The organism is Aeromicrobium sp. CnD17-E (assembly GCF_024124745.1).
Lineage (GTDB): Bacteria > Actinomycetota > Actinomycetes > Propionibacteriales > Nocardioidaceae > Aeromicrobium.
The window spans coordinates 1-24235 of record NZ_JAMXRU010000046.1; the positions used below are offsets into that span (position 1 = coordinate 1).

The 24235-nt window shown below is 73.3% G+C and carries 26 protein-coding genes; 20 read left to right on the forward strand and 6 right to left on the reverse strand.

Features of this window, described 5'->3' with window-relative positions:
- The 4 genes from NH339_RS10255 to NH339_RS10270 all read left to right on the forward strand — a co-directional run.
- Nucleotides 1-1129 (forward strand): DUF563 domain-containing protein (locus NH339_RS10255; protein ID WP_253024989.1); only part of this gene is annotated, 1129 nt, incomplete at its 5' end.
- Nucleotides 1126-2157 carry a GDP-mannose 4,6-dehydratase gene (gene gmd, locus NH339_RS10260; RefSeq protein ID WP_253024991.1) on the forward strand — a complete coding sequence of 344 codons (1032 nt, stop codon included), beginning with the start codon at nt 1126-1128 and terminating at the stop codon, nt 2155-2157. The genes NH339_RS10255 and gmd, both read left to right, overlap by 4 nt.
- Nucleotides 2154-3140 (forward strand): GDP-L-fucose synthase, encoded by a 987-nt coding sequence (locus NH339_RS10265; protein WP_256475251.1) that lies wholly within the window; start codon nt 2154-2156, stop codon nt 3138-3140. Before gmd ends, NH339_RS10265 begins: the two co-directional genes overlap by 4 nt.
- Nucleotides 3137-3661 carry a DUF4916 domain-containing protein gene (locus NH339_RS10270; protein ID WP_253024993.1) on the forward strand — a complete coding sequence of 175 codons (525 nt, stop codon included), beginning with the start codon at nt 3137-3139 and terminating at the stop codon, nt 3659-3661. Before NH339_RS10265 ends, NH339_RS10270 begins: the two co-directional genes overlap by 4 nt.
- 6 nt (nt 3662-3667) lie before the next feature.
- Here the strand turns inward: NH339_RS10270 and NH339_RS10275 are convergent, their stop codons facing one another.
- The gene (locus NH339_RS10275) at nt 3668-4207 is read right to left on the reverse strand and encodes a serine O-acetyltransferase (RefSeq protein WP_253024995.1); all 540 of its coding nucleotides are present in this window, start codon (nt 4205-4207) and stop codon (nt 3668-3670) included.
- A gap of 33 nt (nt 4208-4240) precedes the next feature.
- On the opposite strand from NH339_RS10275, the gene NH339_RS10280 reads away from it, so the two are divergent.
- Nucleotides 4241-5053 carry a hypothetical protein gene (locus NH339_RS10280; protein ID WP_253024997.1) on the forward strand — a complete coding sequence of 271 codons (813 nt, stop codon included), beginning with the start codon at nt 4241-4243 and terminating at the stop codon, nt 5051-5053.
- Here the strand turns inward: NH339_RS10280 and NH339_RS18865 are convergent.
- Nucleotides 5028-6293: a lipopolysaccharide biosynthesis protein gene (locus tag NH339_RS18865; RefSeq protein ID WP_253024999.1), complete on the reverse strand. Its 1266-nt coding sequence runs from the start codon at nt 6291-6293 to the stop codon at nt 5028-5030. The genes NH339_RS10280 and NH339_RS18865 overlap by 26 nt on opposite strands.
- Entirely contained in the window at nt 6290-7423 is a 1134-nt protein-coding gene (locus NH339_RS10290) for a hypothetical protein (RefSeq protein ID WP_253025011.1), read from the reverse strand. Before NH339_RS10290 ends, NH339_RS18865 begins: the two co-directional genes overlap by 4 nt.
- Nucleotides 7424-7554: 131 nt before the next feature.
- On the opposite strand from NH339_RS10290, the gene NH339_RS10295 reads away from it, so the two are divergent.
- From NH339_RS10295 to NH339_RS10305, 3 genes are all read left to right on the forward strand, one after another.
- Entirely contained in the window at nt 7555-8259 is a 705-nt protein-coding gene (locus NH339_RS10295) for an FkbM family methyltransferase (RefSeq protein ID WP_253025013.1), read from the forward strand.
- An 84-nt stretch (nt 8260-8343) separates the two neighbouring features.
- A complete protein-coding gene (locus tag NH339_RS10300) occupies nt 8344-8997 on the forward strand; it encodes a methyltransferase domain-containing protein (protein ID WP_253025015.1) in 654 nt (217 codons plus the stop codon).
- Nucleotides 8998-9002: 5 nt separating this feature from the next.
- Nucleotides 9003-10070, forward strand: a complete 1068-nt coding sequence (locus tag NH339_RS10305) for a glycosyltransferase family 4 protein (RefSeq protein ID WP_253025017.1) — start codon at nt 9003-9005, stop codon at nt 10068-10070.
- An 18-nt stretch (nt 10071-10088) separates the two neighbouring features.
- On the opposite strand, the gene NH339_RS10310 is transcribed toward NH339_RS10305, so the two are convergent.
- Nucleotides 10089-11126, reverse strand: a complete 1038-nt coding sequence (locus NH339_RS10310; RefSeq protein ID WP_253025019.1) for a glycosyltransferase family 4 protein — start codon at nt 11124-11126, stop codon at nt 10089-10091.
- A gap of 297 nt (nt 11127-11423) precedes the next feature.
- Here NH339_RS10310 and NH339_RS10315 point away from each other — a divergent pair, with 297 nt between their 5' ends.
- Together NH339_RS10315 and NH339_RS10320 are read left to right on the forward strand one after the other, a co-directional pair.
- Nucleotides 11424-11912 (forward strand): acyltransferase, encoded by a 489-nt coding sequence (locus NH339_RS10315; RefSeq protein WP_253025021.1) that lies wholly within the window; start codon nt 11424-11426, stop codon nt 11910-11912.
- Nucleotides 11913-11952: 40 nt separating this feature from the next.
- The gene (locus NH339_RS10320) at nt 11953-13410 is read left to right on the forward strand and encodes a GuaB1 family IMP dehydrogenase-related protein (RefSeq protein ID WP_253025023.1); all 1458 of its coding nucleotides are present in this window, start codon (nt 11953-11955) and stop codon (nt 13408-13410) included.
- Between the two features lie 30 nt (nt 13411-13440).
- Here NH339_RS10320 and NH339_RS10325 read toward each other — a convergent pair whose 3' ends face one another.
- Nucleotides 13441-13923, reverse strand: a complete 483-nt coding sequence (locus NH339_RS10325) for a TetR family transcriptional regulator (RefSeq protein ID WP_067860036.1) — start codon at nt 13921-13923, stop codon at nt 13441-13443.
- 91 nt (nt 13924-14014) lie between these two features.
- On the opposite strand from NH339_RS10325, the gene NH339_RS10330 reads away from it, so the two are divergent.
- From NH339_RS10330 to NH339_RS10375, 10 genes are all read left to right on the forward strand, one after another.
- Nucleotides 14015-14599 (forward strand): biotin transporter BioY, encoded by a 585-nt coding sequence (locus NH339_RS10330; protein WP_253025025.1) that lies wholly within the window; start codon nt 14015-14017, stop codon nt 14597-14599.
- 34 nt (nt 14600-14633) lie between these two features.
- Entirely contained in the window at nt 14634-15329 is a 696-nt protein-coding gene (locus NH339_RS10335) for an energy-coupling factor ABC transporter ATP-binding protein (protein WP_253025027.1), read from the forward strand.
- A gap of 38 nt (nt 15330-15367) precedes the next feature.
- Nucleotides 15368-15982, forward strand: a complete 615-nt coding sequence (locus NH339_RS10340) for a CbiQ family ECF transporter T component (RefSeq protein WP_253025029.1) — start codon at nt 15368-15370, stop codon at nt 15980-15982.
- 106 nt (nt 15983-16088) lie between these two features.
- Complete coding sequence (locus NH339_RS10345) at nt 16089-16841, forward strand: LytTR family DNA-binding domain-containing protein (protein ID WP_253025031.1); 753 nt, start codon at nt 16089-16091, stop codon at nt 16839-16841.
- Between the two features lies 1 nt (nt 16842).
- The gene (locus NH339_RS10350; protein ID WP_253025033.1) at nt 16843-17250 is read left to right on the forward strand and encodes a hypothetical protein; all 408 of its coding nucleotides are present in this window, start codon (nt 16843-16845) and stop codon (nt 17248-17250) included.
- Complete coding sequence (locus tag NH339_RS10355; protein WP_253025035.1) at nt 17247-18743, forward strand: cation acetate symporter; 1497 nt, start codon at nt 17247-17249, stop codon at nt 18741-18743. The genes NH339_RS10350 and NH339_RS10355 overlap by 4 nt, the downstream gene beginning before the upstream one ends.
- A 277-nt stretch (nt 18744-19020) precedes the next feature.
- The gene (locus NH339_RS10360) at nt 19021-19359 is read left to right on the forward strand and encodes a DUF485 domain-containing protein (protein WP_253025037.1); all 339 of its coding nucleotides are present in this window, start codon (nt 19021-19023) and stop codon (nt 19357-19359) included.
- Nucleotides 19356-20987: a cation acetate symporter gene (locus NH339_RS10365; RefSeq protein WP_253025040.1), complete on the forward strand. Its 1632-nt coding sequence runs from the start codon at nt 19356-19358 to the stop codon at nt 20985-20987. The genes NH339_RS10360 and NH339_RS10365 overlap by 4 nt, the downstream gene beginning before the upstream one ends.
- Nucleotides 20988-21119: 132 nt before the next feature.
- Nucleotides 21120-23108 (forward strand): acetate--CoA ligase, encoded by a 1989-nt coding sequence (gene acs, locus NH339_RS10370; RefSeq protein WP_253025042.1) that lies wholly within the window; start codon nt 21120-21122, stop codon nt 23106-23108.
- A 303-nt stretch (nt 23109-23411) separates the two neighbouring features.
- Nucleotides 23412-23858, forward strand: a complete 447-nt coding sequence (locus NH339_RS10375; RefSeq protein WP_253025044.1) for a phage holin family protein — start codon at nt 23412-23414, stop codon at nt 23856-23858.
- A 143-nt stretch (nt 23859-24001) separates the two neighbouring features.
- Here the strand turns inward: NH339_RS10375 and NH339_RS10380 are convergent.
- Nucleotides 24002-24235, reverse strand: a 234-nt coding sequence (locus NH339_RS10380; protein ID WP_253025045.1) for a hypothetical protein, incomplete at its 5' end; no start/stop codon positions are given.

Sequence of the window (24235 nt, forward strand, 5' to 3'; positions counted from 1 at the left end):
CGACCGCGTCCGCCTGCACGCCCTCGGCCCCCCGCTGGACCTGCTGCGCCCCCTCCCCGCCGGCCGACCGGGCGGCCTGCGCTTCTGGGACGACGTGCGCGTCCTGCGCCGGCCCCCGCGCTCGGTGCTCGAGGTCGAGGACGGACGTCTGGTCGGCGAGGCCGCCGCGACGGTCACGCCCGCGGGCACGCTGGACCGGGAGACCAGCCCGTACTTCGGGATCCGTCGTCCCACCGAGCACCCGGTGCACCTGCGGCTGCGCTATCCCGAGCCGGAGCACGTGGCCGGCACGGTCGTCTCGCTCGCGTCGCACGCCTCGGCGCGCAACTACTACCACTCGCTGATGGACGCCCTGCCCCGATGGGGGCTCCTGCAGGAGCTGTTCCCCGACGAGCGCCCCGACCGCGTCGTCGTCGGGCACACCACCCGCTGGGACCGTCAGCTCGTCGCCATGGTCGGGCTCGACGCCCTGCCGCTCGTGGAGCCGACCCACGCCCTGCACCTGCGCGCCGACCGGCTCCTCGTGCCGGCGATCGACAACCAGACGACGCTCGCGCCCCCGTGGGTGACCGCGTGGCTGCGCGCGCACCTGCCGGCCCGCGACGTCCGCGACAAGCCGCGTCGGCTGTACGTCACGCGCGGCGACCGCCCGAACACCCGCCGCTACGTGCAGGAGGACGCGCTGCTGCCGCACCTCGAGCGCCAGGGCTTCGTGCGGGTCGACCCCGGAACGATGACCGTGCAGGAGCAGATCGACCACTTCGCGGCCGCGGAGGTCGTCGTCGCCCCGCACGGCGCCGGGCTCGTGAACCTGACGTTCGCCCCGCCCGGGGTCCGCGTGCTCGAGCTGTTCGCGCCGCGCTACCTGAACCCCGGCTACTGGGCGATCGTCGACAACGTCCCCGACTCGCGCTACCGCTACGTCGTGGCGGCGCCGGTCGACCGGCTGCGGTCCGAGCGCGCCATGCAGGGCGTGCAGGACGACGTCGACCTTCCCCCCGCCGTGGTGCTGGAGGAGCTCGAGCACCTGCTGGCGCAGGGCGACGACGGACAGGAGGCCCCGGGTCGCACCGACGCCGGGCAGGATGGGGCCGAGCACCCTCGGTCCCCGGAGAGAGGCACCCCGTGACGAAGCGCGCGCTGATCACCGGCATCACCGGTCAGGACGGGTCGTACCTGGCTGAGCTGCTGCTGGGCAAGGGCTATGAGGTCCATGGCCTGATCCGTCGGGCGTCGACGTTCAACACGTCGCGCATCGACCACCTGTACCAGGACCCGCACGTGGACGGCACGAGGCTGTTCCTGCACTACGGGGACCAGTCCGACGGGGCCCGGCTGGTGTCGCTGATGTACGAGATCGCGCCTGATGAGGTGTACAACCTCGCGGCGCAGTCGCACGTGCGGGTCTCCTTCGACGAGCCCGAGCACACCGCCGACACCACCGGCACGGGCACGGTGCGGCTGCTGGAGGCGGTCCGTGCGGCCGGGATCCGCCCGCGGTTCTACCAGGCCTCGAGCAGCGAGCTGTACGGCGCGACCCCGCCGCCGCAGGACGAGGACACGCCGTTCTACCCACGCTCGCCGTACGCGGCGGCGAAGCTGTACTCGTACTGGATCACCAAGAACTACCGCGAGGCCTACGACATGTTCGCGGTCAACGGGATCCTGTTCAACCACGAGTCACCCCGCCGCGGCGAGACGTTCGTGACCCGCAAGATCACCCGCGCCGTCGCCGCGATCAAGGCCGGCCAGCAGGACCTGCTCTACATGGGCAACCTCGACGCGGTGCGCGACTGGGGCTACGCCGCGGAGTACGTCGAGGGCATGTGGCGCATGCTGCAGGCCGACCAGCCCGAGGACTTCGTCCTGGCCACCGGCGTCGGGATCACCGTGCGCGACTTCCTGCAGATCTCCTTCGAGCACGCCGGCCTGGACTGGGAGAAGCACGTCCGCTTCGACGAGCGCTACCTGCGGCCCACCGAGGTCGACGCGCTCATCGGCGACCCCGCCAAGGCCGCCAAGAAGCTCGACTGGGTCCCCACCGTCGACGGCCGCGAGCTCGCCCGCCTCATGGTCGACGCCGACGTCGAGGCCCTCACCCACGAGGGCACCCCCTGGCACGACGAGGTCCGGCTCGCCTCCTGGGGCACCGCATGAGCCTGCGCACCAGCGACGACGTCGACTTCACCCCCGGCCCCCTGGACCGCGACGCCACCTTCTACGTCGCCGGGCACGCCGGCATGGTCGGCTCCGCGCTCGTGCGACGACTCCACGCCGCCGGCTTCACCGACGTCGTCGGACGCACCTCCGCCGAGCTCGACCTCACCGACCGCGCCGCCGTCCACGCCTTCTTCGAGACCACCCGACCCACCTACGTCGCCCTCGCCGCAGCCAAGGTCGGCGGCATCCTCGCCAACGACACCTACCCCGTGGACTTCCTCAGCGTGAACCTGCAGATCCAGGTCAACGTCATGGACGCCGCGCTCGCCACCGGCGTCCAGCGCCTGGTCTTCCTCGGCTCCTCCTGCATCTACCCCAAGCACGCCCCCCAACCCATCACCGAGGACGCCCTGCTCACCGGCCACCTCGAACCCACCAACGACGCCTACGCCATCGCCAAGATCGCCGGCATCCTGCACGTGCAGTCCGTGCGCCGCCAGCACGGCCTGCCCTGGATCTCCGCGATGCCCACCAACCTCTACGGACCCCACGACAACTTCTCCCCCACCGGCTCCCACGTCCTGCCCGCCCTCATCCGCCGCTACCACGAAGCCACCCGCGACGGCACCACCGAGGTCACCAACTGGGGCACCGGCACCCCCCGCCGCGAGCTCCTGCACGTCGACGACCTCGCCGACGCCCTCCTGCACCTCTTGGAGCACCACGACGGACCCCAACAGGTCAACGTCGGCACCGGCACCGACGTCACCATCGCCGAGATCGCCGCCACCGTCGCCGAGGTCACCGGCTACACCGGCACCACCACCTGGGACACCACCAAGCCCGACGGCACCCCCCAGAAGCTCCTCGACGTCACCCAGCTCGCCCACGCCGGCTGGACCGCCCGCACCAGCCTGCGCGACGGCCTCGCCGCCACCTACGACTGGTACCTCCAGAACGCCGACCACCTCCGCTCATGACCTCCTTGCCCGACGACCTCTGGGCCACGGTGCAGGCGTCCGTGCCGGTGCTGTGCGTCGACGTCGTCCCGGTGCGGGGCGACGGCGACCGCTTCGAGGTCGGGCTGATCCGTCGACGGTTCGCGGACACCGGCGCCCCCGTGTGGTGCCACCTCGGCGGGCGCGTCCGGCACGGCGAGACGACCGACGAGGCCGTCGCCCGCCACGTGCACGACACGCTCGTGGGCGCTGAGCCGGACCTGTCCACCGACCCGCAGCCCCACCACGTCGTGCAGTGGTTCCCTCCGGACGTGCGCACCGGTGACACGTACGGTCGCGACCCGCGCAAGCACGCCGTCAGCCTGTGCTGGGCGCTGCCGCTCGGCTCCGACGTCACCGCACGCCAGGGCGGCGAGGGCTCCGAGCTGCGCTGGTTCGGGCACGACCTCGCGGACCTCGCGGACGACGGGCTCTGGCCCGGGACCCGCCACCTGGTCGCCGCCACCCTCCGCGGCGCGGGGCTGCCCGGACGGGGAGCCTGACGTGGGTCAGCCGACGGGACGTGCGGGCACCCCCACCACGGTGGCGCCGGGAGCCACGTCGTCGAGCACGAGCGAGTGGGCCGCGACCACGGCGCCGTCGCCGACCGTCACGGCACCCAGGACCGACGCCCTGGCGCCGACGAACACGTCGTCGCCGAGGACGGGGAAGTCGGCCGCCGACGTCGCGAGCGACTGGCGCACGCCGAGGGTCACGCCCTGCGCCAGGGTCGCGCCGGAGCCGACCACCACGCCGTTGCCGATGACCACGCCGACCGGGTGCTCGAACCAGACGCCGGGCCCGATCTGCGCACCCGCGTCGACGTCGATGCCGACCGTCACGACGCCGACCCCGCGCAGCAGCGCAGCCGCCCGGCGGTGCCCGCGTGCGTGCAGCCTCTGCTGGGCGCGCACGACCAGCGTCGCCCAGAGACCCGGACGGCTGAGGCCTCGCGGCAGCGCCGTCCACCAGGGCGCCTCGCGCCCGACGTACCGGGCGAGGTCCGAGGACACGAGCGTCGAGAAGGTGGCGCGACTGTCGGAGGGCACGCACCGCATCGTAGTCCCGAGCAGGAGGTTCCCGTGAGCACCGAGAGACTCCCCGTCCGCATCCTCTACAAGGGCGCCTCGACCGTCATGTGGCAGTCGCACGGCGACCGCAGGGCTCCGGGGCTGCTGCCGTACCCCCGTGTGGTGGAGCAGCACCTGCGCGCGCGGGGGCACGACGTCGACACCAGGGTCGACGCCATGTCGGCGCAACGCGTCTACGACCTGATGGACCGGTGGGAGCGGCAGGCGACCAGCGAGTTCCCCGACGTCGTCGTGCTCCACCACGGCCACATGGAGACCGTGCACGCGGTGATCCCTCGCTTCATCGAGCGTCACGCGCGGGCCAACCGGGAGCGGCCCGGACCGGTGCGCCAGCGCTACCGCAAGGTCCTGGTGCGCCCGCTCTGGAAGGGGCTTGCGGTCCTGCAGCAGCGCGTCGACGGGGCCATGCCCGGTCCGCTCGCCCGCGGCCTCGCCCGACGTCGCGCCCGACGCACCGTCGCCCACCTCGAGCAGTACCTCTCGTGCATCGACCGGCTGTCGAGCCCCCTCGTCGTGGTGATGGGTCTGCTGCCCAGCGGTCGCGTCTACGCCGACTGGTTCCCCGGCTCGGTGCTCCGGACCGAGGTCATCGACCGCGCCCTCCGCGCGATGGTGGCCCGACGCGACTCACCCCGGCTGCTGTACCTCGACCTGTGGGACGAGGGAGCCGCCTGGGACGCGCGCGGCGAGAATCCCCGCCCCGACGGGGCGCACTACACCGAGGCCTTCCACCGACGCGTGGGCGAGCTGCTCGCCGCGCGGATCGAGGAATGGGCCGCTACGCAGCCACACCTGCGCGGCTGACGTCGCGACGCCGGGTCGGCGAGGTCAGGCGCAACGCCACCGTGAGCGCCGTGACGCTCGCGATCGCCGTCACCAGCATGGCCACGCCGACCGCCTCGACCGCGTCGGCGCGTGCGGCGAGCACGATCGCGACGACCAGCACGGGCGTCAGGGCGAGCTCGATCCGCGACGCCACCGCTCCGCGGTCGCGGCCCTGCAGCACGGCCACGAGCACCCGGCGCAGGCCGAGCAGCCCGCTGGCGGCGACGAGCCAGTGCGCCACCGGCACCGCCGACTCGAACGCGCGCCCGAACGCCAGGACGATGATCCAGTCGGCGCCGAGGACGAGCACGACGGTGAGGGCGCCGAGGACGGCCGTCGCGCCGGCGACCCACCGGCGGACGAGCGCCCGCTCCTGAGCCGGGTCGGCCTGGGCGGCGGCGATGCGTGGCAGAAGCACGGCGGCGATGCCGGTGCCCATCATCCCGGGCAGCGACGCGAGTGCCGCGGCGGCCGAGTACAGCCCGAGGGCCACCGTGCCCATGATCGCGCCGACGAGCGTGCGGTCGAGCGCCAGGCCGTCGATCGGTCCGATGCTGCCCACGTAGGTGGCGCGCGTCAGGCGCCACAGGTCCGGCCCGTCGAGCCGCTCGTCGGCGTCGGCAGGGCGTGCCGCCAGCAGCCCCAGCGACACGACCATGCCGATGCTGAACGCCCCGATCATCACGCCGGTCAGCACGAGCGGCGTGGTGCGGTCGACGACGACGAACATCCCCGCCATCACGAGCGTCACGAGGGTCTGGGGCAGCAGGGTCGCGAGGGCGATGCGAGGCATGGGCGCGCCCTCGCCGAGCAGCCCAGCGAGGACGAGGCGGTAGCCCATGTTGAGCAGGGCGAGGGCCACGACCGCGGCACCGAGCCACCAGACGCCCGGATCGCCGACCTCGCCGTGCAGCACCGCGAAGAGGACCCCGAACGGCAGCGCCACCGCCACTGCGAGCACGGTCCAGGGGCGGACGAGGTGCCCGACACCGCCGCGCGTCGTGAGTCCGCGGGCCGCGAGCCGCGCCGTGAGCGCGTTCGGCAGGCTGCCGCCGAGCGTGAGCTGCGCGGCCATCGCCGACAGCGCCACCACGAGCGCCAGCTCGCCGCGCCCCTCGACGCCGAGCAGCCGTGCCGAGATGATCCCCGTGATCGTCAGCAGGCCCTGGACGACGAACCCGCCGCCGACGACGAAGAGGGCCGCGATGCGCTGCGTCACGGATGCTCCCCGAGCAGCGTGCGGCAGTACCGGTCGACGGCGTCCCAGCGGTCGGCCGTGCCCGTCCTCAGCTCGACCTCGCCGGCGAGGACCGCGCGCATCGCCTCGGCGAGCGCGGGCACGGTCAGCTCGCACGCCAGGCCACCGCCGAGCGCCTCCACCTCGCGCGCCCGCACGGTCGAGCCGGCGGTCACGACCGCGACGCCGGCGGCCTCGGCCTTGCCCATGATGCCGCTGGGACCGTTGTTGGTCAGGGGCACGGGGATGACGTCGACGGCGGCGACGAGCTGGTCGAGCGTGTCGTTGTCGAGGTAGGTGTCGCGCGCGACCACCCGCGCGCGGCGCTCGGGCTCCAGCCCGTCGACCCAGGCGCGTACCTCCGGCGAGAACGCGCCGGCCACCACCAGCCGGGCGTCGATCCCGCCCGTCTCGAGCGCCTCCAGCACCATCGGGGCGTTGCGTCGCTCGGAGATGAGGCCGAACACCCCCACGAGCGCCTCGTCGCGGGGCAGGTCGTGCTGCTCGCGCCAGCGGTCGCGGTCGCGGGCGTGCGCCGTGCAGAACTCCGGGTCGTTGACCCGGGTGACGACCCAGCCGCGCTGGGTGTCGCCGCGGCCCTTGTAGCCGACGACGCGCTGCAGCGCGCCCGTGATCCGGCCGGCCACCACGAGCAGCGCCTTGGAGACGCGCAGCCGCCAGCCGGTGCGGTCCAGCAGCGGCACGCGCGCCGGGTAGCGCGTCAGCATGAACACCACGCGCGGACGGACGGGCAGACGGCGCAGCGCCCGTGGCGCGGCGTACCACCAGCGCTTGAGCGCCTGGTCGCCGTCGAGGTGCACGACGGTGCGCACCGGGACCGTCTGCTCGGCGCGGCAGCGCGCCTCGACCTCGCGGACGAGGTCGGCCGTGCTCGGGCTCGAGCCGTCGAAGACCTCCGCGACGGCGAGACGGCCGGCCGCGAGGTCGTCGCCCAGGTACTCGGCGTAGGCGGGATCGTCGGACGCACCGCGGCGGGTCAGCAGGACGACCGGTCCCGAAGGCTCCAGGTGGCGGGTCAGCCACGACACCGACTGCAGGTGGTGCCCATCGCTGCTCGGGTCGACCAGCAACGTCGTGGAGCGCTCGCCCACCGTGCATCACTCCCGTCGCGCGCCGCCTGACCACCGGTCCGTCCACCGGGGAAACGACGAGCGCCAGCCTAGGTCACGCGCCACGCGTGGAACCGTCCCCGAGCCGTTCCCGACCGCGGTACGGTTCCCCCGTGTCAGGGATCAGCCACGTGGTGATGCGCCAGCTGGCGCGCCGGGGACTCGTCGTGCGCCGCCACCCCGCGGCCCGGCGGCAGCGTCTGCTCGTCGACCGCGGCGTCGACCTCGTGCTCGACGTGGGAGCGGCACGCGGCGGCTACGCCACCGAGCTGCGCGAGTTCGGGTACACCGGCCGCATCGTGTCCTTCGAGCCCCTCGCGGCCGCGCACGCCGACCTGGTCCGCGCCGCCGCGTCCGACCCGCGGTGGGAGACCCGGCACACGGCGCTCGGCGACACCACCGGCCGCCAGGAGATCCACGTCGCCTCCAACAGCGACAGCAGCTCGCTGCTGCCCATGGCCGACCAGCACCGCGCCTCGAGCCCGGACATCCAGATGGTCGGCACCGAGACGATCGAGGTCAGCCGCCTCGACGACGTCGCCGCAGACGTGCTGGGCGAGGCCCGCACGCCGTTCCTCAAGATCGACACGCAGGGCTTCGAGCGCGCCGTCCTCGAGGGTGCCGAGACCACCGTGCCGCGCCTCGTCGGCCTCCAGCTGGAGCTCTCGTTCGTCACGCTCTACGAGGGCGGGATGCTCGCGAACGAGGCCATCTCGTGGGCCTACGACCACGGCTTCGTGCTGGTCGGGCTCGACCAGGGCTTCACCGACCCGGGCGGCGCCGTGCTGCAGGCCGACGGAGTCTTCCTCAGGCCGTGACCCGCACCACCGTCCGGTCGTTGTGGCACCTGACCAGCACTTCCCCGCTCCTCCTCCCCGAGCCCTAGCCCCGAGAGGCGTGACGTGAACCGTCGTCTGAAGGCCGCGATCCGACCCGCGGTCCTCGCCGCCAACACCCCCGTCGCACGCCGTCGCGCCCTGAAGGAGCTGGCAGCCGCACCGCGGCCCCTGCGGCTCGAGCTGGGCGGCAACGCACCGCGCGCGGGCTGGGTCGTGACCAACGTCGGCCCGACCACCCGCCTGTACATGGACGCGACGCAGACCTGGCCGCTCGGCGACGGCGAGGTCGAGGCGATCTACTCCGACAACGTCATCGAGCACATCCCGCTCCACCCGGCCCGCACCCTCTTCGCCGAGGCGTACCGGTGCCTGCAGCCCGGCGGCGCGATCCGCTTCGTCACGCCCGACCTTCGGGCGCACGTCGAGCGCTACCTCGCAGGCAGCGCCCCGAAGGGCGACCCCGAGGCGAAGGTCTACGAGGACTGCGGCCTCGTGGTCGAGCACCCGGTCGACTGGGTGCAGATCCCGATCGCCTCCTTCGAGCACCACCTCGGATACGTCTACGACTTCGAGACGCTCGAGGCGGAGCTGCGCCGCGCGGGCTTCACCGAGGTGCACCGGCGCGAGCTGAACGAGAGTCCCGTGCCGCACCTCGCCGGTCTCGACCTGCGCGCCGCCGAGGGTGGCGCGCAGATGGCCGTCGAGGCCGTGCGCTGACGTCGATGCGCGTCGCCATCCTCGCCACCGGCTGGGCCGGCTTCAACGACGCCGCCTGCCGCGAGCTCGCCGCGCGCGGGGTCGAGCTGCTGGTCGTCACCGAGAGCGAGACGTCCGACACCGCGTACACGTCGCACCGCTTCCGCGAGTACGCCCAGGTCCACCTGTGGCACGAGGCCCCGGCCGACGGTGAGGTGCGCGACGTGGTGCGCGGCTTCGCCCCGGACGCCGTGCTCATGCACTCCTGGCACTACGGCCCCTACCGCGAGGCGGTCAAGGCACTGCCGCCCAGCACGCTGCGGGTGCTCTGGATGGACAACGTCTGGCGCAACATCCCCAAGCAGTGGCTCGGCCGTGCGGTCGCGCCGTGGTGGGTGCGCTCGCTCTTCGACTGCGTGATGGTGCCCAGCGACCGCACCGAGTTCTTCGCCCGCCGGCTCGGCTTCGGCGAGGGCGACGTGATCCGCGGGTCGCTCAGCGCGGACACCACCGTGTTCGGCTCGCCCGCCCGCTCGGGCGAGGAGGTCGCCGGACGTCGACGGTTCCTCGCCGCGCTCCGCCTGGTGCACCACAAGGGCGCCGACGTGCTCGCGGAGGCGTACCGCCTGTACCGCAGCCGATCGGCGGATCCGTGGGACCTCGACGTCGCCGGCATCGGACCGCTCGCCGGCGCGTTCGACGGTCTCGAGGGCGTCACCATGCTCGGCTTCCAGCAGCCCGCCGAGGTGGCCGAGCGCATGCGTGCCTCGTCGTGCCTGGTCGTGCCCTCGAGGGAGGAGCCGTACGGTGTCACGCTGCACGAGGGCGCGCTCAGCGGGCTCCCGATCATCACCACCTACTTCGTGGGGGCGGCGCCGCCGTTCGTGCAGGACGGGCAGAACGGCTGGACCGTGCCCGGGGGCGATGCGGAGGCCTTGGCGGAGCGGATGCTGCAGGTGGCCTCGCTCGGCCCGGAGCGACTCGAGCAGATGTCGGCGGTGAGCGTCGGCCTCGGCATGCGCACGAGCTCGCGGGGCTGGGCCGTCAACCTGCACGAGGAGCTCCAGCGGCGCCACCGCGCGCTCGCCCGCTGAGCGGGCCCCGCAGGACCCTCAGGAACCGTCGAGCAGGTGCTCCACGACGGCGGCGCGCGCCTCGAGAGCACGCTCTCGCCTGGCCGTGAACCGCTGCTGGGCGTCGGCACCGCCGGGCAGCCCCTGCCGCAGCACGTCCAGCACCACGGCCGCGACGTCGCCGTCGAGGGGGACCAGGAGCGGGGCCGGGACGAGCTCGGCGAGGCAGCCGACGTCGACGGCCACCGACGGCACGCCGTGGCGCATCGCGTCGAGCACGACCAGGGGCTCCGCCTCGTTCCGGTACCGGCTCGGGAACACGAACAGGTCGACGTCGGCGTAGAAGCGCTCGACGCCCTCCTGGTCGAGGGGGCCCGTGACCACGAGGGCGTCGCCGAGGCGCTCCCGTGCGGACGCGACCACTGCGGCGGCCGCCTCGTCCGCGCACGGACCGGCGAGGACGAGGGTGCAGTCGAGCCCTGCGTCGCGCGCCCGGACCGCCGCGTCGACGACGTCCTGCAGCCCCTTCTCGAGGGTGAGGTTGCTCAGGTGGCCGAGCACGACCCTGCCGTGCGGCGGGTGGGGCGGCCGGTCGACCGGGGCGAGGAGCGCGGCGTTGGAGCAGACCACGACGTCCTGCGCGAGCGGGTAGGTGCGGCGCAGCCGGTCGGCCATGACGTCGCCGAGCACGACGTGACGCACCGACGAGCCACCCCAGCGCACCAGACGCTGCATCGCCGGCACCGGTCGGTCGAGGTAGCTGGAGTTGTGGTGGTGGAAGACGACGCGCAACCCGCGCCGACGGGCCAACCCCACCACCAGGGCCTGGTAGTGCAGCAGCTCCCCGCCCGCGCCGCCGACGTAGACCGACCCGCGCCGTGCCACGCAGAGGCGCAGCAGGCCCCGCACCAGCCGACCGACGCGACGCAGCGGGCCGACCGCGTCGTTGGAGTCGTTCAGCTCCAGCCGAGCGCCGCGGGAGCGCAGCTCTGCGGCCATCAGGTCCGTCACCCGTGCCGCGCCGGTCACGGGCGGCGGCAGGGGGCCGTGCACGCGGACGGGGGCCGTGCTCGCCATCACTGCTCCGATCCTGGGGTCGGGCCCGAGGATACGACGGCCCGGCGCTGCTCGACGGATCCGCCTCCGGCCACCTCACCGATGTCCTAGGGTGGGCGGGCCAGACCCCCGCCCGCCCGGGCCACCGGAAGGACGTCCGCCATCCGCTCCACCGTCCTCGGCCTGCTCGTCGGCCCCTTCCGCGCGTCCCTGGTCCGCACGCTGCGCGCGACGCTGCGTCACCGCACCCCCGTCGTCGTCGGCGGTCGCTTCCGCATCGTCGGCGCCTCGCGGCTCACCGTCCGGCGCGGCTCCCGCGTGTTCCTCGGCGCCGGCTTCTACGGCTTCCTGCACGGCCGGGAGAGGTCGGTCCTGCGGCTGCGCGGCCGCCTGACGTTCGAGGGCAACGCCGCGATCGCCGCGGGCAACCGCTGGGACGTCGGACCCGACGCAGTCGTCACGGTCGGGCCGCGCACCTACGTCTCCCCCGACTGCACGGTCGTCTGCACCCAGGGCGTGAGCATCGGGGCGGACTGCGCGATCGGCTGGGGCGTGCAGATCGTCGACGACGACTTCCACCGCCACGGCAGCGGCGGCCACGTGCCCGACGGCCCCTCCTCCGCCCCGATCACGATCGGCGACCACGTGTGGGTCGGCAGCCGCGCGATGATCTTCAAGGGCGTGACCATCGCCGACGGCTGCATCGTCGCGGGCGGTGCCGTCGTCACCCGTTCGGTCGAGGAGCCGCGGTCGATGGTCGCCGGCTCCCCTGCGCGGGTGGTGCGGACGGACGTCGACTGGACCTGAGCGGCGAACCGCCCGCGAGCCCGCCCGTACACTTCGGGGAGTGGAGTTCCTGAACGGCCTGCAGCCGACGCACGACCTGACGTACAACGACGTGTTCATGGTGCCGCGGCACTCGGCGGTCACCTCGCGCTTCGACGTCGACCTCTCGACGAGCGACGGCACGGGCACGACCGTCCCGCTCGTCGTGGCGAACATGACCGCCGTGTCCGGCCGGCGCATGGCCGAGACGATCGCGCGCCGCGGCGGCATCGCGATCATCCCGCAGGACATCCCCGCCGACGTCGTCGCCTCGACGGTCGCGCGGGTCAAGGCCGCCCACACCCTGTACGACACCCCCGTCACGGTCCCGCCGAGCACCACCGTCGGCGAGGCGCTGAGCCTGCTGCCGAAGCGCTCGCACGGCGCGGTGGTCGTGGTCGAGGACGGCAAGCCGCTCGGCGTGGTCACGGAGCGCGACGGCGCCGAGGTCGACCGGTTCGCGCAGGTGCACGAGATCATGTCGACCGACGTCCGCACGGTCGAGGCCGGGCTCGAGGCGCGCGAGTACTTCGACGTCCTCGCCGGCAACCACCTCTCGCTGGCCCCCGTGCTGGACGGTGGCGAGCTCGTCGGCGTCGTCACGCGCAAGGGCGCGCTGCGCTCCACCATCTACACGCCGGCCGTCGACCCGGACGGACGTCTGGTCGTCGGCGCGGCCGTCGGCATCAACGGCGACGTGCGCGCCAAGACCGAGGCGCTGCTCGCGACGGGCGTCGACGTGCTCGTCGTCGACACCGCGCACGGCCACCAGCAGAAGATGCTCGACGCCCTGCCCCTCGTCCGGGCCGCCCGCGACGCCCACGAGGCTGCGACCGGCCGACGTGTCCCGATCGCGGCCGGCAACGTCGTCTCGGCCGACGGCGTGCGCGACCTCGCCGCGGCGGGTGCCGACATCCTCAAGGTCGGCGTCGGCCCGGGCGCCATGTGCACCACCCGGATGATGACCGGCGTCGGACGCCCGCAGCTCTCGGCCGTGCTCGAGTGCGCGGCTGCCGCGACCGAGGTCGGCGCGCACGTGTGGGCCGACGGCGGCGTGCGCTACCCGCGCGACGTCGCGCTCGCCCTGGCGGCCGGCGCCGCCAGCGTCATGATCGGCTCCTGGTTCGCGGGCACGCACGAGAGCCCGGGCGACCTGCGCCACGACGCCGACGGACGCGCCTACAAGGAGTCCTTCGGCATGGCCAGCTCGCGCGCCGTCGCGAACCGCACCCGCGACGCCGCCGGCTTCGAGAAGGCGCGCATGGCGCTGTTCGAGGAGGGCATCTCGACGTCGCGCATGTACCTCGACCCGGAGCGTCCCGGCGTGGAGGACCTCGTCGACGGCATCACGGCCGGGGTGCGCTCGAGCTTCACCTACGCCGGCGCCCGCAGCCTGGCCGAGTTCGCCGAGCGGGCCGTCGTCGGCCTGCAGAGCACCGCCGGGTACGACGAGGGACGCCCGCTGCACCGGTCGTGGTGACGTCGCTCCTCCCCCGGAGGTGCTGGCCGCTCAGCGCAGGATGATCGCGAGGCCGCGCTCGAACGAGGCGTCGAGGTCGGGGTCGGCCTCGACGATCCCGACGGCGGCGGCCTGGCGGTGCAGCTGCGTGGCCTGCGTGTGCCCGACGACGTAGAGCAGCAGCGTGCGGGCCACGTCGCGGTCGCTGTGGTCGGCCAGCGCGGTCTCGAGCGCGAACTGCCCGAGCCGGAACGCGGCCGTCGTGGCCACGACCTCGGCGCCGTCGCGCACCGCGAGCATGGCCGTGCGCAGCCGCTGCGACGTCGCCGCGAGGTCGGCGTCGACCTCGACCGGCGCCACGACCCGGTCGGCCATGAGGCCGAGCAGGGTCTGCTTGTCGGCGACGTGGTGGTACAGCGCGCTGGGCTGCACGCCGAGCTCGCCGGCCACCCGGCGCATCGTGCAGTACTCCAGGCCGTAGGCGTCGAGCACCCGCAGCGCGCCGGACACGACGTCGTCCAGGCTGTTCGCCACGTGGTTGCCCCTCCCGCTCGGTCGACCGGTGTGCCACACTACCGAACGGCGTTCACCTGAACGTCGTTCAGGAACGAAGGACCGTCCCGCCATGAGCAGCACCACGACCGCCCGCCGCGGCCTCACCACCACCGACCTCGCCCTCGTCGCCGTGTTCGCCGCGCTCGTCGCGGTGTGCTCCGTCGTCGCGGCGCTGCCGTTCGGCGTCAACGGGGTGCCCGTCACGCTGCAGCTCTTCGGCGTCTTCCTCGCCGGTGCCGTCCTCGGACCGGTGCGCGGCTTCCTCGCCGTCGCCCTCTACCTCGCGGTCGGGGCGGTCGGTGTGCCGGTCTTCGCCGGACCGGTCGGCGGCCTCGCGCCGTTCGCCGGACCGACGGCCGGCTACCTCGTCTCCTTCCCCCTCGTCGCCCTCGTGGTGGGGCTCGCGGTGCAGCGCGCCCGCGCCGCAGGCCTCGCCGTGACGACGGCGGTCGTGCTGGTCGGCGGGCTCGTGGGCGAGGTCGTCTGCTGGCTCGTCGGCGCCCTCGGCATCGCGCTCTACAGCGACACGCCCTACCTGGCCACCGTCAAGGCCACCGCCGTCTACGTCCCGGCCGACCTCGTGAAGCTGGTGCTCGCCGCCGTCGTCGCGGCTGCCGTGCACCGCGCCTTCCCGCAGCTGCTGGCCCGTCGCTGAGCGGCCCCGCCCCAGGGTGGGCGAGACTGGCGCCATGGCGACCATCGAGCTCGACGACGTCACCGTCACCGCCCCGACGGCGGACGGCGAGGTGGTGCTCCTGCGCGACGTCACGGCGCGCCTGACGGAGCGTCGGGTCGTCGTCGTGGGCGCCAACGGCTCGGGCAAGTCGACGCTCGTCCGGCTCGTCAACGGGCTCGTCGCAGCCGCGTCCGGCACGGTCCGCGTGGACGGCCTGGACGTCGCGACCGACGGCCCCGCGGTGCGCCGGCGGGTCGGGTTCGTGTTCACCCAGCCGGCGGCCCAGCTCGTCATGCCGACCGTGCTGGAGGACGTCGCCCTGTCGCTGCGTCGGCACGTGAAGGACAAGCGTGAGCGGGAGGCGCGCGCCCGGGCCGTGCTGGCCGAGATCGGGCTCGCCGACCGCGCCGACACCTCCGTGCACGCCCTCTCCGGCGGCCAGCAGCAGCTGCTGGCGATCGCGGGCGTGCTCGCCTGCGAGCCCACGGTCGTGGTCGCCGACGAGCCGACGACGCTGCTCGACCTGCGCAACGCCCGCGCGGTGCAGGAGCGCCTGCTGTCGATGGAGCAGCAGCTGCTGCTCGTCACGCACGACCTCGACCTGGCGCGGCGCTGCGACCGGGCGCTGGTCGTCGAGGACGGTCGCGTGACGTGCGACGACGACCCCGAGCGCGCCGTCGCGCACTACGTCGAGAGCGCGCTGTCGTGAGGAGCGGGTCGTGAGGAGCGGGTCGTGAGGAGCACGGCATGAGGTCGCTCCCGCTCGGCCTGCAGGTCCCTGGCGACACCGTCTGGCACCGCCTGCCCACGGGTCGCAAGCTGCTGGGCCTGGTACTGCTCGGCGTCGGGGTCGTCGCCCTGCAGGGTCCGTGGCTCCCGCTGCTCGCCCTGGCGGCCGCCCTCGCCGTCGCCCTGCACGCCGGGGTGCCCGCGCGCAGCCTGGCGCTCGGCGTCCGACCCCTGCTCGTGCTGCTGGTGGTCGTGGCGGCGCTGCAGACGTGGCAGCGGGGCTGGCCGGTTGCCGTGGAGGTCGTGGCCACCACCCTCACGCTCGTCGTGCTCGCCACGACGTTCACCGCGACGACCCCGACCGACGACCTGCTCGACGCCGTCGTCAGGGTGGCGCGCGTGCTGCGTCCCCTCGGGGTCGATCCCGAGCGCGTCGCGCTGACCTTCTCCCTCGCCATCTCCTCGATCCCCGTCGTGACGACGTTGTTCACCCAGACGCGCGAGGCGGCCAAGGCCCGCGGCCTCGAGCGCAGCCCGCGCGCGACCCTGACCCCCTTCGCCGTGCGCACGGTCGCCCACGCGCACGCCGTCGGCGACGCCCTCGCCGCCCGCGGCCTCGGCGACCCCGACTGACCCTCCACCCGTCCCCGCGTTTTGTGGACCTGGTGACGGAATCCGGCGAGGAGACCGTCGTCAGGTCCACAGAACGCGGGGTGGGGCGGGGCCTACACTCCCCCGCATGGACGACGTCGCGCCCGAGCCCGCTGCCGCGCTGCGGACCCTCGTCGTCGACGACGAGCAGCCGGTGCTCGACGAGCTCGTCTACCTCCTCGAGCGCGACCCGCGGGTCGGCACGGTGCACACCGCCCGCTCCGGCGCCGAGGCGCTGCGCCGGTTGGAGGGCGGCGCCGTCGACCTCCTCTTCCTCGACATCGCCATGCCCGGGCTCACGGGCATCGACATCGCCCGCGTCGTCGGGCAGTTCCGCACCCCGCCGCGCGTCGTCTTCGTCACCGCGCACGAGGGTCACGCGCTCGAGGCGTTCGAGCTGGGCGCCCTCGACTACCTCCTCAAGCCCATCCGGGAGGAGCGGCTGCGCGAGAGCATCCGGCGCGCGGTCGACCAGGGCGACCCCGCCCCGGAGGCCGACGAGACGATCGCCGTCGAGCTCGGCGGCGTCACCCGGTTCGTCCGGCGGTCCACGGTGACCCACGTGGAGGCCCAGGGCGACTACGTCCGGCTGCACACCGCGGACGGCGCCGGGCACCTGGTCCGCACGCCGCTCACCGGCCTCGTCTCCGACTGGGAGGACGTCGGCTTCGTGCGGATCCACCGCAGCAGCGCCGTGAACCTGGCGCACGTGCGCGAGGTGCGCATGCAGGCGGGCCGCTGCAGCGTGGTGGTGCCGCACGGCGACGGCGTCGTCGAGCTGCAGGTCTCGCGGCGCCACACGCCCACCCTGCGCGACCTGATCCACGAGCGGAGCCGGTGAGGTGCCCGAGCGAGGCGACGGGCCCGGTGGCCGCGTCCGCGTCACGAGCCCGCTGACGTCGGCCGCCGCGCCGCACGGACGACGCAGCGCCCGGCAGGAGATCGACGAGGAGACCGGCGTCGGCGACGTCTACGTGCGCTCGCTCGTGTCGACCCAGCTGCGGTCGGCCCTGGCGGTCGTCGCCGCCCTCGCGCTCGGCCTCGGGAGCCTGCCGCTCGTCTTCGCCCTCGTGCCCGACGTCGCCGACGCCCGCCTCGGACCGGTCCCGCTGCCGTGGCTGCTGCTCGGCGTCGTCGTGTACCCGGCGCTCCTCGCGCTCGGCTGGGTGTACGTCCGACGCTCCGAGCGCGCGGAGGCCGACTTCACGGACCTGGTCGACCCGCGGTCGGTCGAGGACGTGCCCCGGTGAGCACGACGCACGCCGCCGTGGCCGTCGCGCTGGTCTCGCTCGCCACGCTCGGCATCGGCGCCTTCGGGCTGCGGGTGAGCCGCACGACCAGCGACTTCTACGTGGCCTCGCGGTCGGTGTCGCCGTCGCTCAACAGCTCGGCCATCGGCGGCGAGTACCTGTCGGCGGCCTCGTTCCTCGGGGTGGCGGGGCTCGTCCTCACCTCCGGGCCCGACGTGCTCTGGTACCCGATCGGGTGGACCGCCGGCTACCTGCTGCTGCTCGTGCTCGTGGCGGCACCCCTGCGCCGCTCGGGCGCCTACACGATCCCCGACTTCGCCCAGGTGCGGCTGCAGTCGGTCGCGGTGCGCCGGGCGGCCACGCTGCTCGTCGTCGGCGTCGGCTGGCTCTACCTCATGCCGCAGTTCCAGGGCGCCGGCCTGACGCTGCGGACGGTCTCGGGCAGCCCCGGCTGGGTCGGCATGGTGCTCGTGGCCGGCATCGTCGTCGTGAACGTCGTGGCCGGCGGCATGCGCAGCATCACCTTCGTGCAGGCGTTCCAGTACTGGCTGAAGCTGACCGCGCTGCTCGTGCCGGCCGTCTTCCTGCTGCGGGCGTGGGCGCTCGACGGCACACCCTCGCCGGTGGCGCCCGACGCGTGGTTCGCGCCGTGGAGCACGACCGACGCACAGGGCCTCTACACGACCTACTCCGTGCTCGTGGCCACCTTCCTCGGCACCATGGGACTCCCGCACGTCGTGGTGCGGTTCTACACCAACCCCGACGGCCACGCCGCCCGCCGCACGACCCTCATCGTGCTGGCCCTCATCGGCGGGTTCTACCTCCTGCCGACGGTCTACGGAGTGCTCGGTCGGGTGTACGCCTCCGACCTCGTCGCGGCCGGCCGGGCCGACACGGTCGTGCTCGAGCTGCCGGCCCGGGTCCTCGGCGGCGGGCTCGGCGACGTGCTCTCGGCCTTCGTCACCGCCGGCGCGTTCGCGGCCTTCCTGTCGACGTCGTCCGGGCTCACCATGGCAATCGCTGGCGTCGTCGGGCAGAGCCTCTCGGCCGGCCCACTCGCGGGGCGCCTGTCACCCATCTCCTCGCTGCGGCTCGCGGCCGCCGGCTGCGTCCTCGTCCCGCTGGGCCTGGCGCTCGCCGCCGAGCCGATCCCCGTGGCCAGCTCGGTGACCTTCGCGTTCGCGCTCGCCGCGTCGACGTTCTGCCCGCTGCTGGTGCTGGGCATCTGGTGGCGCGGCCTCACCGCGCCGGGCGCACTCGCCGGCATGGCCGGGGGCGGGCTCGCGGCGCTGCTCGCCACGGTCGTCGCCATCTCCGACCGCCCCACCGGCTGGGTCGGCACCCTCGTCGGCCAGCCGGCGCTGTGGAGCGTGCCCCTCGGCTTCGGCCTCATGGTCGGCGTCTCCCTGCTGACCCGCTCGCGCGTCCCGACCACGGTGGCGCGCACGATGGTGCGCCTCCACACCCCCGAGCGCGTCGACGTCCGCCGCTGACGGTTTACCACGGTCCCGTGGTGAACATCGTCCTCCCTCGGCAAACTTCCCTGGGGAGGACGACCTCTACCACGGGACCGTGGTAAACCGCAGCGCCGCTCGTCGCGCCGCACCGACCGCTCGTCGAGGGCGGCCCGCCGCACGGCGCAGCCAGCGGCGCCTCGGGCGCACCGCCGGCGCTGTGACCTGGCGCACAGTGCGTGGCGCTTCTAGCGTCCTGCGGTGGGACGCGCGTCACACCCGGTGCGCGCCGGTCCCGAGAAGCGAGGTGTCCCCCGTGGCCGAGAAGCTCACGCCCGAGGTCCATGCGGCCTACGAGCGCATCCACGACTCCGAGGAGTTCACGCAGCTCCGCAGCAACTACCTGAGGTTCGTCGTCCCGATGACGGTCGGCTTCATGCTCTGGTACCTCCTGTACGTCGTGTGCTCGAACTGGGCGCCCGGCCTGATGGGCACCCAGGTGTTCGGGACGATCAACGTGGCGCTGCTGTTCGGGCTGCTGCAGTTCGTCACGACCTTCGGCATCGCCTGGGTCTACGCGCGCTACTCCGCGCGGGCGATGGACCCGATCGCCGCCGGCCTCCTCGACGACTTCGAGCGGGAGGTCGGACGGTGAACCGAACCGACGCGCTCCTCGCGGCGTCCGCCTCCGGCAACCACCAGGCGCTCACCGCCACGCTGTTCGTCCTCGTGGTGCTCCTGACCGTCGGCATCACCTTCTGGGCGAGCCGCAACACCAAGACCGCCGCCGACTACTACGCGGGCGGCCGGTCGTTCAGCGGCTTCCAGAACGGCTTCGCCATCGGCGGCGACTACATGTCGGCGGCGTCGTTCCTCGGCATCTCCGGCGCGATCGCGCTGTCCGGCTACGACGGCTTCCTGTACTCGATCGGCTTCCTCGTGGCCTGGCTGGTGGCCCTGCTGCTCATCGCCGAGCTGCTGCGCAACTCCGGCCGCTTCACGATGGCCGACCAGCTCGCCTACCGCATGCGCCAGACGCCCGTGCGCACCGCCGCCGCGACGTCGACCATCGTGGTCTCGATCTTCTACCTGCTCGCGCAGATGGTCGGCGCGGGCGCCCTCGTGGCGCTGCTGCTCGGCGTCGACTCCGCCGCGGCGAAGAACCTGACGATCGCCGGCGTCGGCGTGCTGATGATCGTGTACGTCGTCTTCGGCGGCATGAAGGGCACCACGTGGGTGCAGATCGCCAAGGCCGTGCTGCTGATGTTCGGCACGATCCTCATCTCGGCACTCGTGCTGGCGAAGTTCGACTTCAACCTCTCCGACCTGCTCGGGACCGCTGCGGAGAACAGCGGGCAGGGCAGCGCCTTCCTCGAGCCCGGCCTCAAGTACGGCGTGAGCCTCACGAGCAAGATCGACTTCGTCTCGCTCGGCATCGCCCTCGTGCTCGGCACCGCGGGCCTGCCGCACATCCTCGTGCGGTTCTACACCGTCCCCACCGCCAAACAGGCCCGCGTCTCGGTGCTGTGGGCCATCGGCATCATCGGCACGTTCTACCTGCTGACGCTCATCCTCGGCTTCGGCGCCGCGGCGCTCGTCACGGGCGACGCGAAGGAGCGTGTCGTCGAGTCGGGCGGCAACCTGGCCTCGCCGCTGCTGGCCGAGGCCGTGGGCGGCGGGTCCGGCACGACCGGGGGTGCGATCCTGCTCGCGCTGATCTCGGCCGTGGCGTTCGCGACGATCCTCGCCGTGGTTGCCGGGCTCACGCTGACGTCCGCCTCCTCGGTAGCGCACGACCTCTACGCCAGCGTCATCAAGAAGGGCGACGTCACGGGCGAGCAGGAGGTCAAGGTGGCCCGCATCGCGGCGTTCGTCATCGGCGGCGTCGCGATCGCCCTGGCCATCCCGGGACAGAGCCTGAACGTCGCGTTCCTCGTGGCGCTCGCGTTCGCGGTGGCGGCGTCGGCGAACCTGCCGGCCCTGCTCTACAACCTGTTCTGGAAGCGCTTCAACACGCGCGGCGCCACGTGGAGCATCTACGGCGGCCTCGTGTCGGCGGTCGGCCTGGTGATCTTCAGCCCGGTCGTGTCGGGCTCGGAGACCGCCCTGCTGACGGACGTCGACTTCGCGTGGTTCCCGCTGCAGAACCCGGGCATCGTGTCGATCCCCTTCGGCTTCCTCATGGGCTGGCTGGGCACCGTGACGTCGAAGGAGACCGAGAGCGAGGCACGCTTCGCGGAGCTGCAGGTGCGCTCGCTGACCGGCGCGGGCGCCGAGAAGTGAGCCGCCGACCCTGAGGCGCGGGCCGACGCCGAGCGTCCGGCGCGCGGCGGGACCAACCTCGCCGCAACCCCAGTTGAACGACCCTGTGACGTGCGCAACGATGCAGAGGTATCCCCCACCCGAGGAGAAGTAGTGAGCGAGCACGGCATCAGCAACCTGTCCCGCGAGGACCGCGTCTTCGAGCCGCCGGCCGAGCTGGCCGCGCAGGCCAACGTCACCGCCGACGTCTACGACCGTGCCGCGCAGGACCGGCTCGGCTTCTGGGCCGACGCCGCGCACCGCCTGACCTGGGGCACCGACTTCGAGGAGGTGCTCGACTGGACCAACCCGCCGTTCGCGCGGTGGTTCGTCGGCGGCCGGCTGAACGTCGCCTACAACTGCGTCGACCGCCACGTCGAGGCCGGCCGCGGCGACAAGGTCGCGATCCACTTCGTCGGCGAGCCCGGCGACACCCGCGACCTCACCTACGCCGAGCTCAAGGACGAGGTGTCCAAGGCCGCCAACGCGATCACCGAGCTCGGCGTGCAGGCCGGCGACCGCATCGCCATCTACATGCCGATGATCCCCGAGGCCGTGATCGCCATGCTCGCGTCGGCCCGGGTGGGCGCCGTGCACACCGTGGTCTTCGGCGGGTTCTCCTCCGACGCGCTCGCCAGCCGCGTCGAGGACTGCGAGGCCAAGCTCGTCATCACCGCCGACGGCGGCTACCGACGCGGGAAGCCGTCGTCGCTCAAGCCGGCCGTCGACGAGGCCCTGGCGAAGCTCGGCGACGCCTCGCCCGTCGAGCACGTGCTCGTGGTGCGACGCACCGGGCGGTCCGAGGAGGGGGACGAGGTCGACGTCACCGAGGGCCGCGACGTGTGGTGGCACGACGTCGTCGACGCCGCCTCGACCGAGCACGCGTACACCGAGTTCGACAGCGAGCACCCGCTGTTCGTCATGTACACCTCCGGCACCACCGGCAAGCCCAAGGGCATCCTGCACACGTCGGCCGGCTACCTGACCCAGGCGGCCTACACGTTCTGGGCGACCTTCGACCACAAGGACGACGACGTCTACTGGTGCACCGCCGACGTCGGCTGGATCACCGGCCACTCCTACATCACCTACGGCCCGACGGCCAACGGCGCCACGCAGGTGCTCTACGAGGGCACGCCCGACACCCCGCACAAGGGTCGCTGGTGGGAGATCATCGCCGACAAGAAGGTCTCGCTGTTCTACACGGCGCCCACCGCCATCCGCACGTGCATGAAGTGGGGCGAGCAGATCCCCGCCGAGCACGACCTCTCGAGCCTGCGCGTGCTCGGCACCGTGGGTGAGTCGATCAACCCCGAGGCCTACGTCTGGTACCGCGAGAACATCGGCGGCGGCAGCGCCCCGATCGTCGACACCTGGTGGCAGACCGAGACCGGCGCCCACATGATCACGCCACTGCCCGGCGTCACCGCCGCCAAGCCCGGCTCCGCCATGACCGCCTTCCCGGGCGTCAGCGCCGAGGTCGTCGACGACGCCGGCGAGCCCGTCGGCAACGGCGAGGGCGGCTACCTCGTGATCACCGAGCCGTGGCCATCGATGCTGCGCACCATCTGGGGCGACGACGACCGCTACGTCGACACGTACTGGTCGCGGTTCAAGGCCCAGGGCTACTACTTCGCCGGCGACGGCGCGAAGAAGGACGACGACGGCGCCATCTGGCTGCTCGGACGCGTCGACGACGTCATGAACGTCTCGGGCCACCGGCTGTCGACGACCGAGATCGAGTCGGCGCTCGTCTCGCACCCGAAGGTGGCCGAGGCGGCCGTCGTGGGCGCGGCCGACGAGACGACCGGTCAGGCCGTGTGCGCGTTCGTCATCCTGCGCGAGTCCGCGGGCGACGGGGGTGAGGACGTGGTGGCCGAGCTGCGCAACCACGTCGGCAAGGAGATCGGCCCGATCGCCAAGCCGCGGCAGGTCATGGTCGTGCCGGAGCTGCCCAAGACCCGCTCGGGCAAGATCATGCGCCGCCTGCTGCGCGACGTCGCCGAGAACCGCGAGGTCGGCGACGCGACGACGCTGGCCGACTCCTCCGTCATGGACCTCATCACGGCCGGCATGAGCGGCGCGAAGGCCGACGACGACTGAGGCACGCCTCCCGACGCCCCGCGACCCCCGGGTCGCGGGGCGTCGTGCGTGCGCGGGCGTCCTCCAGGTGTCCTCGGACCGACAGGTGACGGCCAGGTTCCGTTCAGCGTCCTCTCACCCGGCCCGGACACGCTGGAGCCATGGACACCACCACCCGCCTCGACCTCGTGTTCTCCGCCTCCGTCATCGCCGGCGCCTCCGTGGCCGGCGTGCTCCTGCGTCTGCTCGGCGCCTGACCGCCCACGGCGTCGCCGGCCCCGGTGGCCGCGCGCACCACCGGCTCCCGCTTGTAGGCTCGGCTCCATGAGCGACCGTCAGCGAGCGAACCGCGAGCCCGTGCGACCGATGCTGCCCGAGCAGGACGAGCCGACCGTCGGCCGGCTGGTCGCCGACGCCAGCCGCGACATCTCCGCCCTCGTCCAGGCCGAGGTCGCCCTCGCCAAGAGCGAGCTCGTGGTGAGCGCGAAGGCCGGCGGCGTGGGCGCGGCCCTGTTCGCCGTGGCCGGCTTCCTCGGCCTGCTCGTCCTGATCTTCGTCTCGATCGCGTTCGCGTTCTTCCTCAGCATGACCGGCCTGCACCCCGCATGGTGCTTCCTCATCGTCGCCGGCGTCTACGTCCTGCTGGCCGTCGTGCTCGTGCTCGTCGGCGTGCGGCTCATCAAGAAGATCCGTGCGCCGCAGAAGACCATCGACACGGCCAAGAAGATCCCCAGCGCCCTGAAGGGCCAGCACGCCGCTCCCCGGCGCTGACCCGCTGGCCCCCTCACCCGGGGGCCGGAACCGGTCGCGGAGCACGGGAATCCCAGCGATACCCGGAAAGCATTCCGGGCCTGCGTGAGATTCCCACGCTCGGTGGAGATTCCCAGGTCGACCTGGGAATCTCGCGACGGGGGTCAGGCGGTGCGTCGCCCGACGAGGGCGACGACCACGCCGAGCACGGCGAGCACGGCGCCGCCGAGCGCCGTCCACACGAGCCAGCCGTCGAACGACGTGACGCCGACGTCGGCGAGCGCGCGCACCAGCGCGGTCTGCAGGCCGTCGCCGGTGGAGGCGTCGACCGTCCGCTCACGGGCCAGGCGCGCGAGGCCCGCGTCGAGCCCTGCGGCCGCCACGGCGCCCACGCCGAG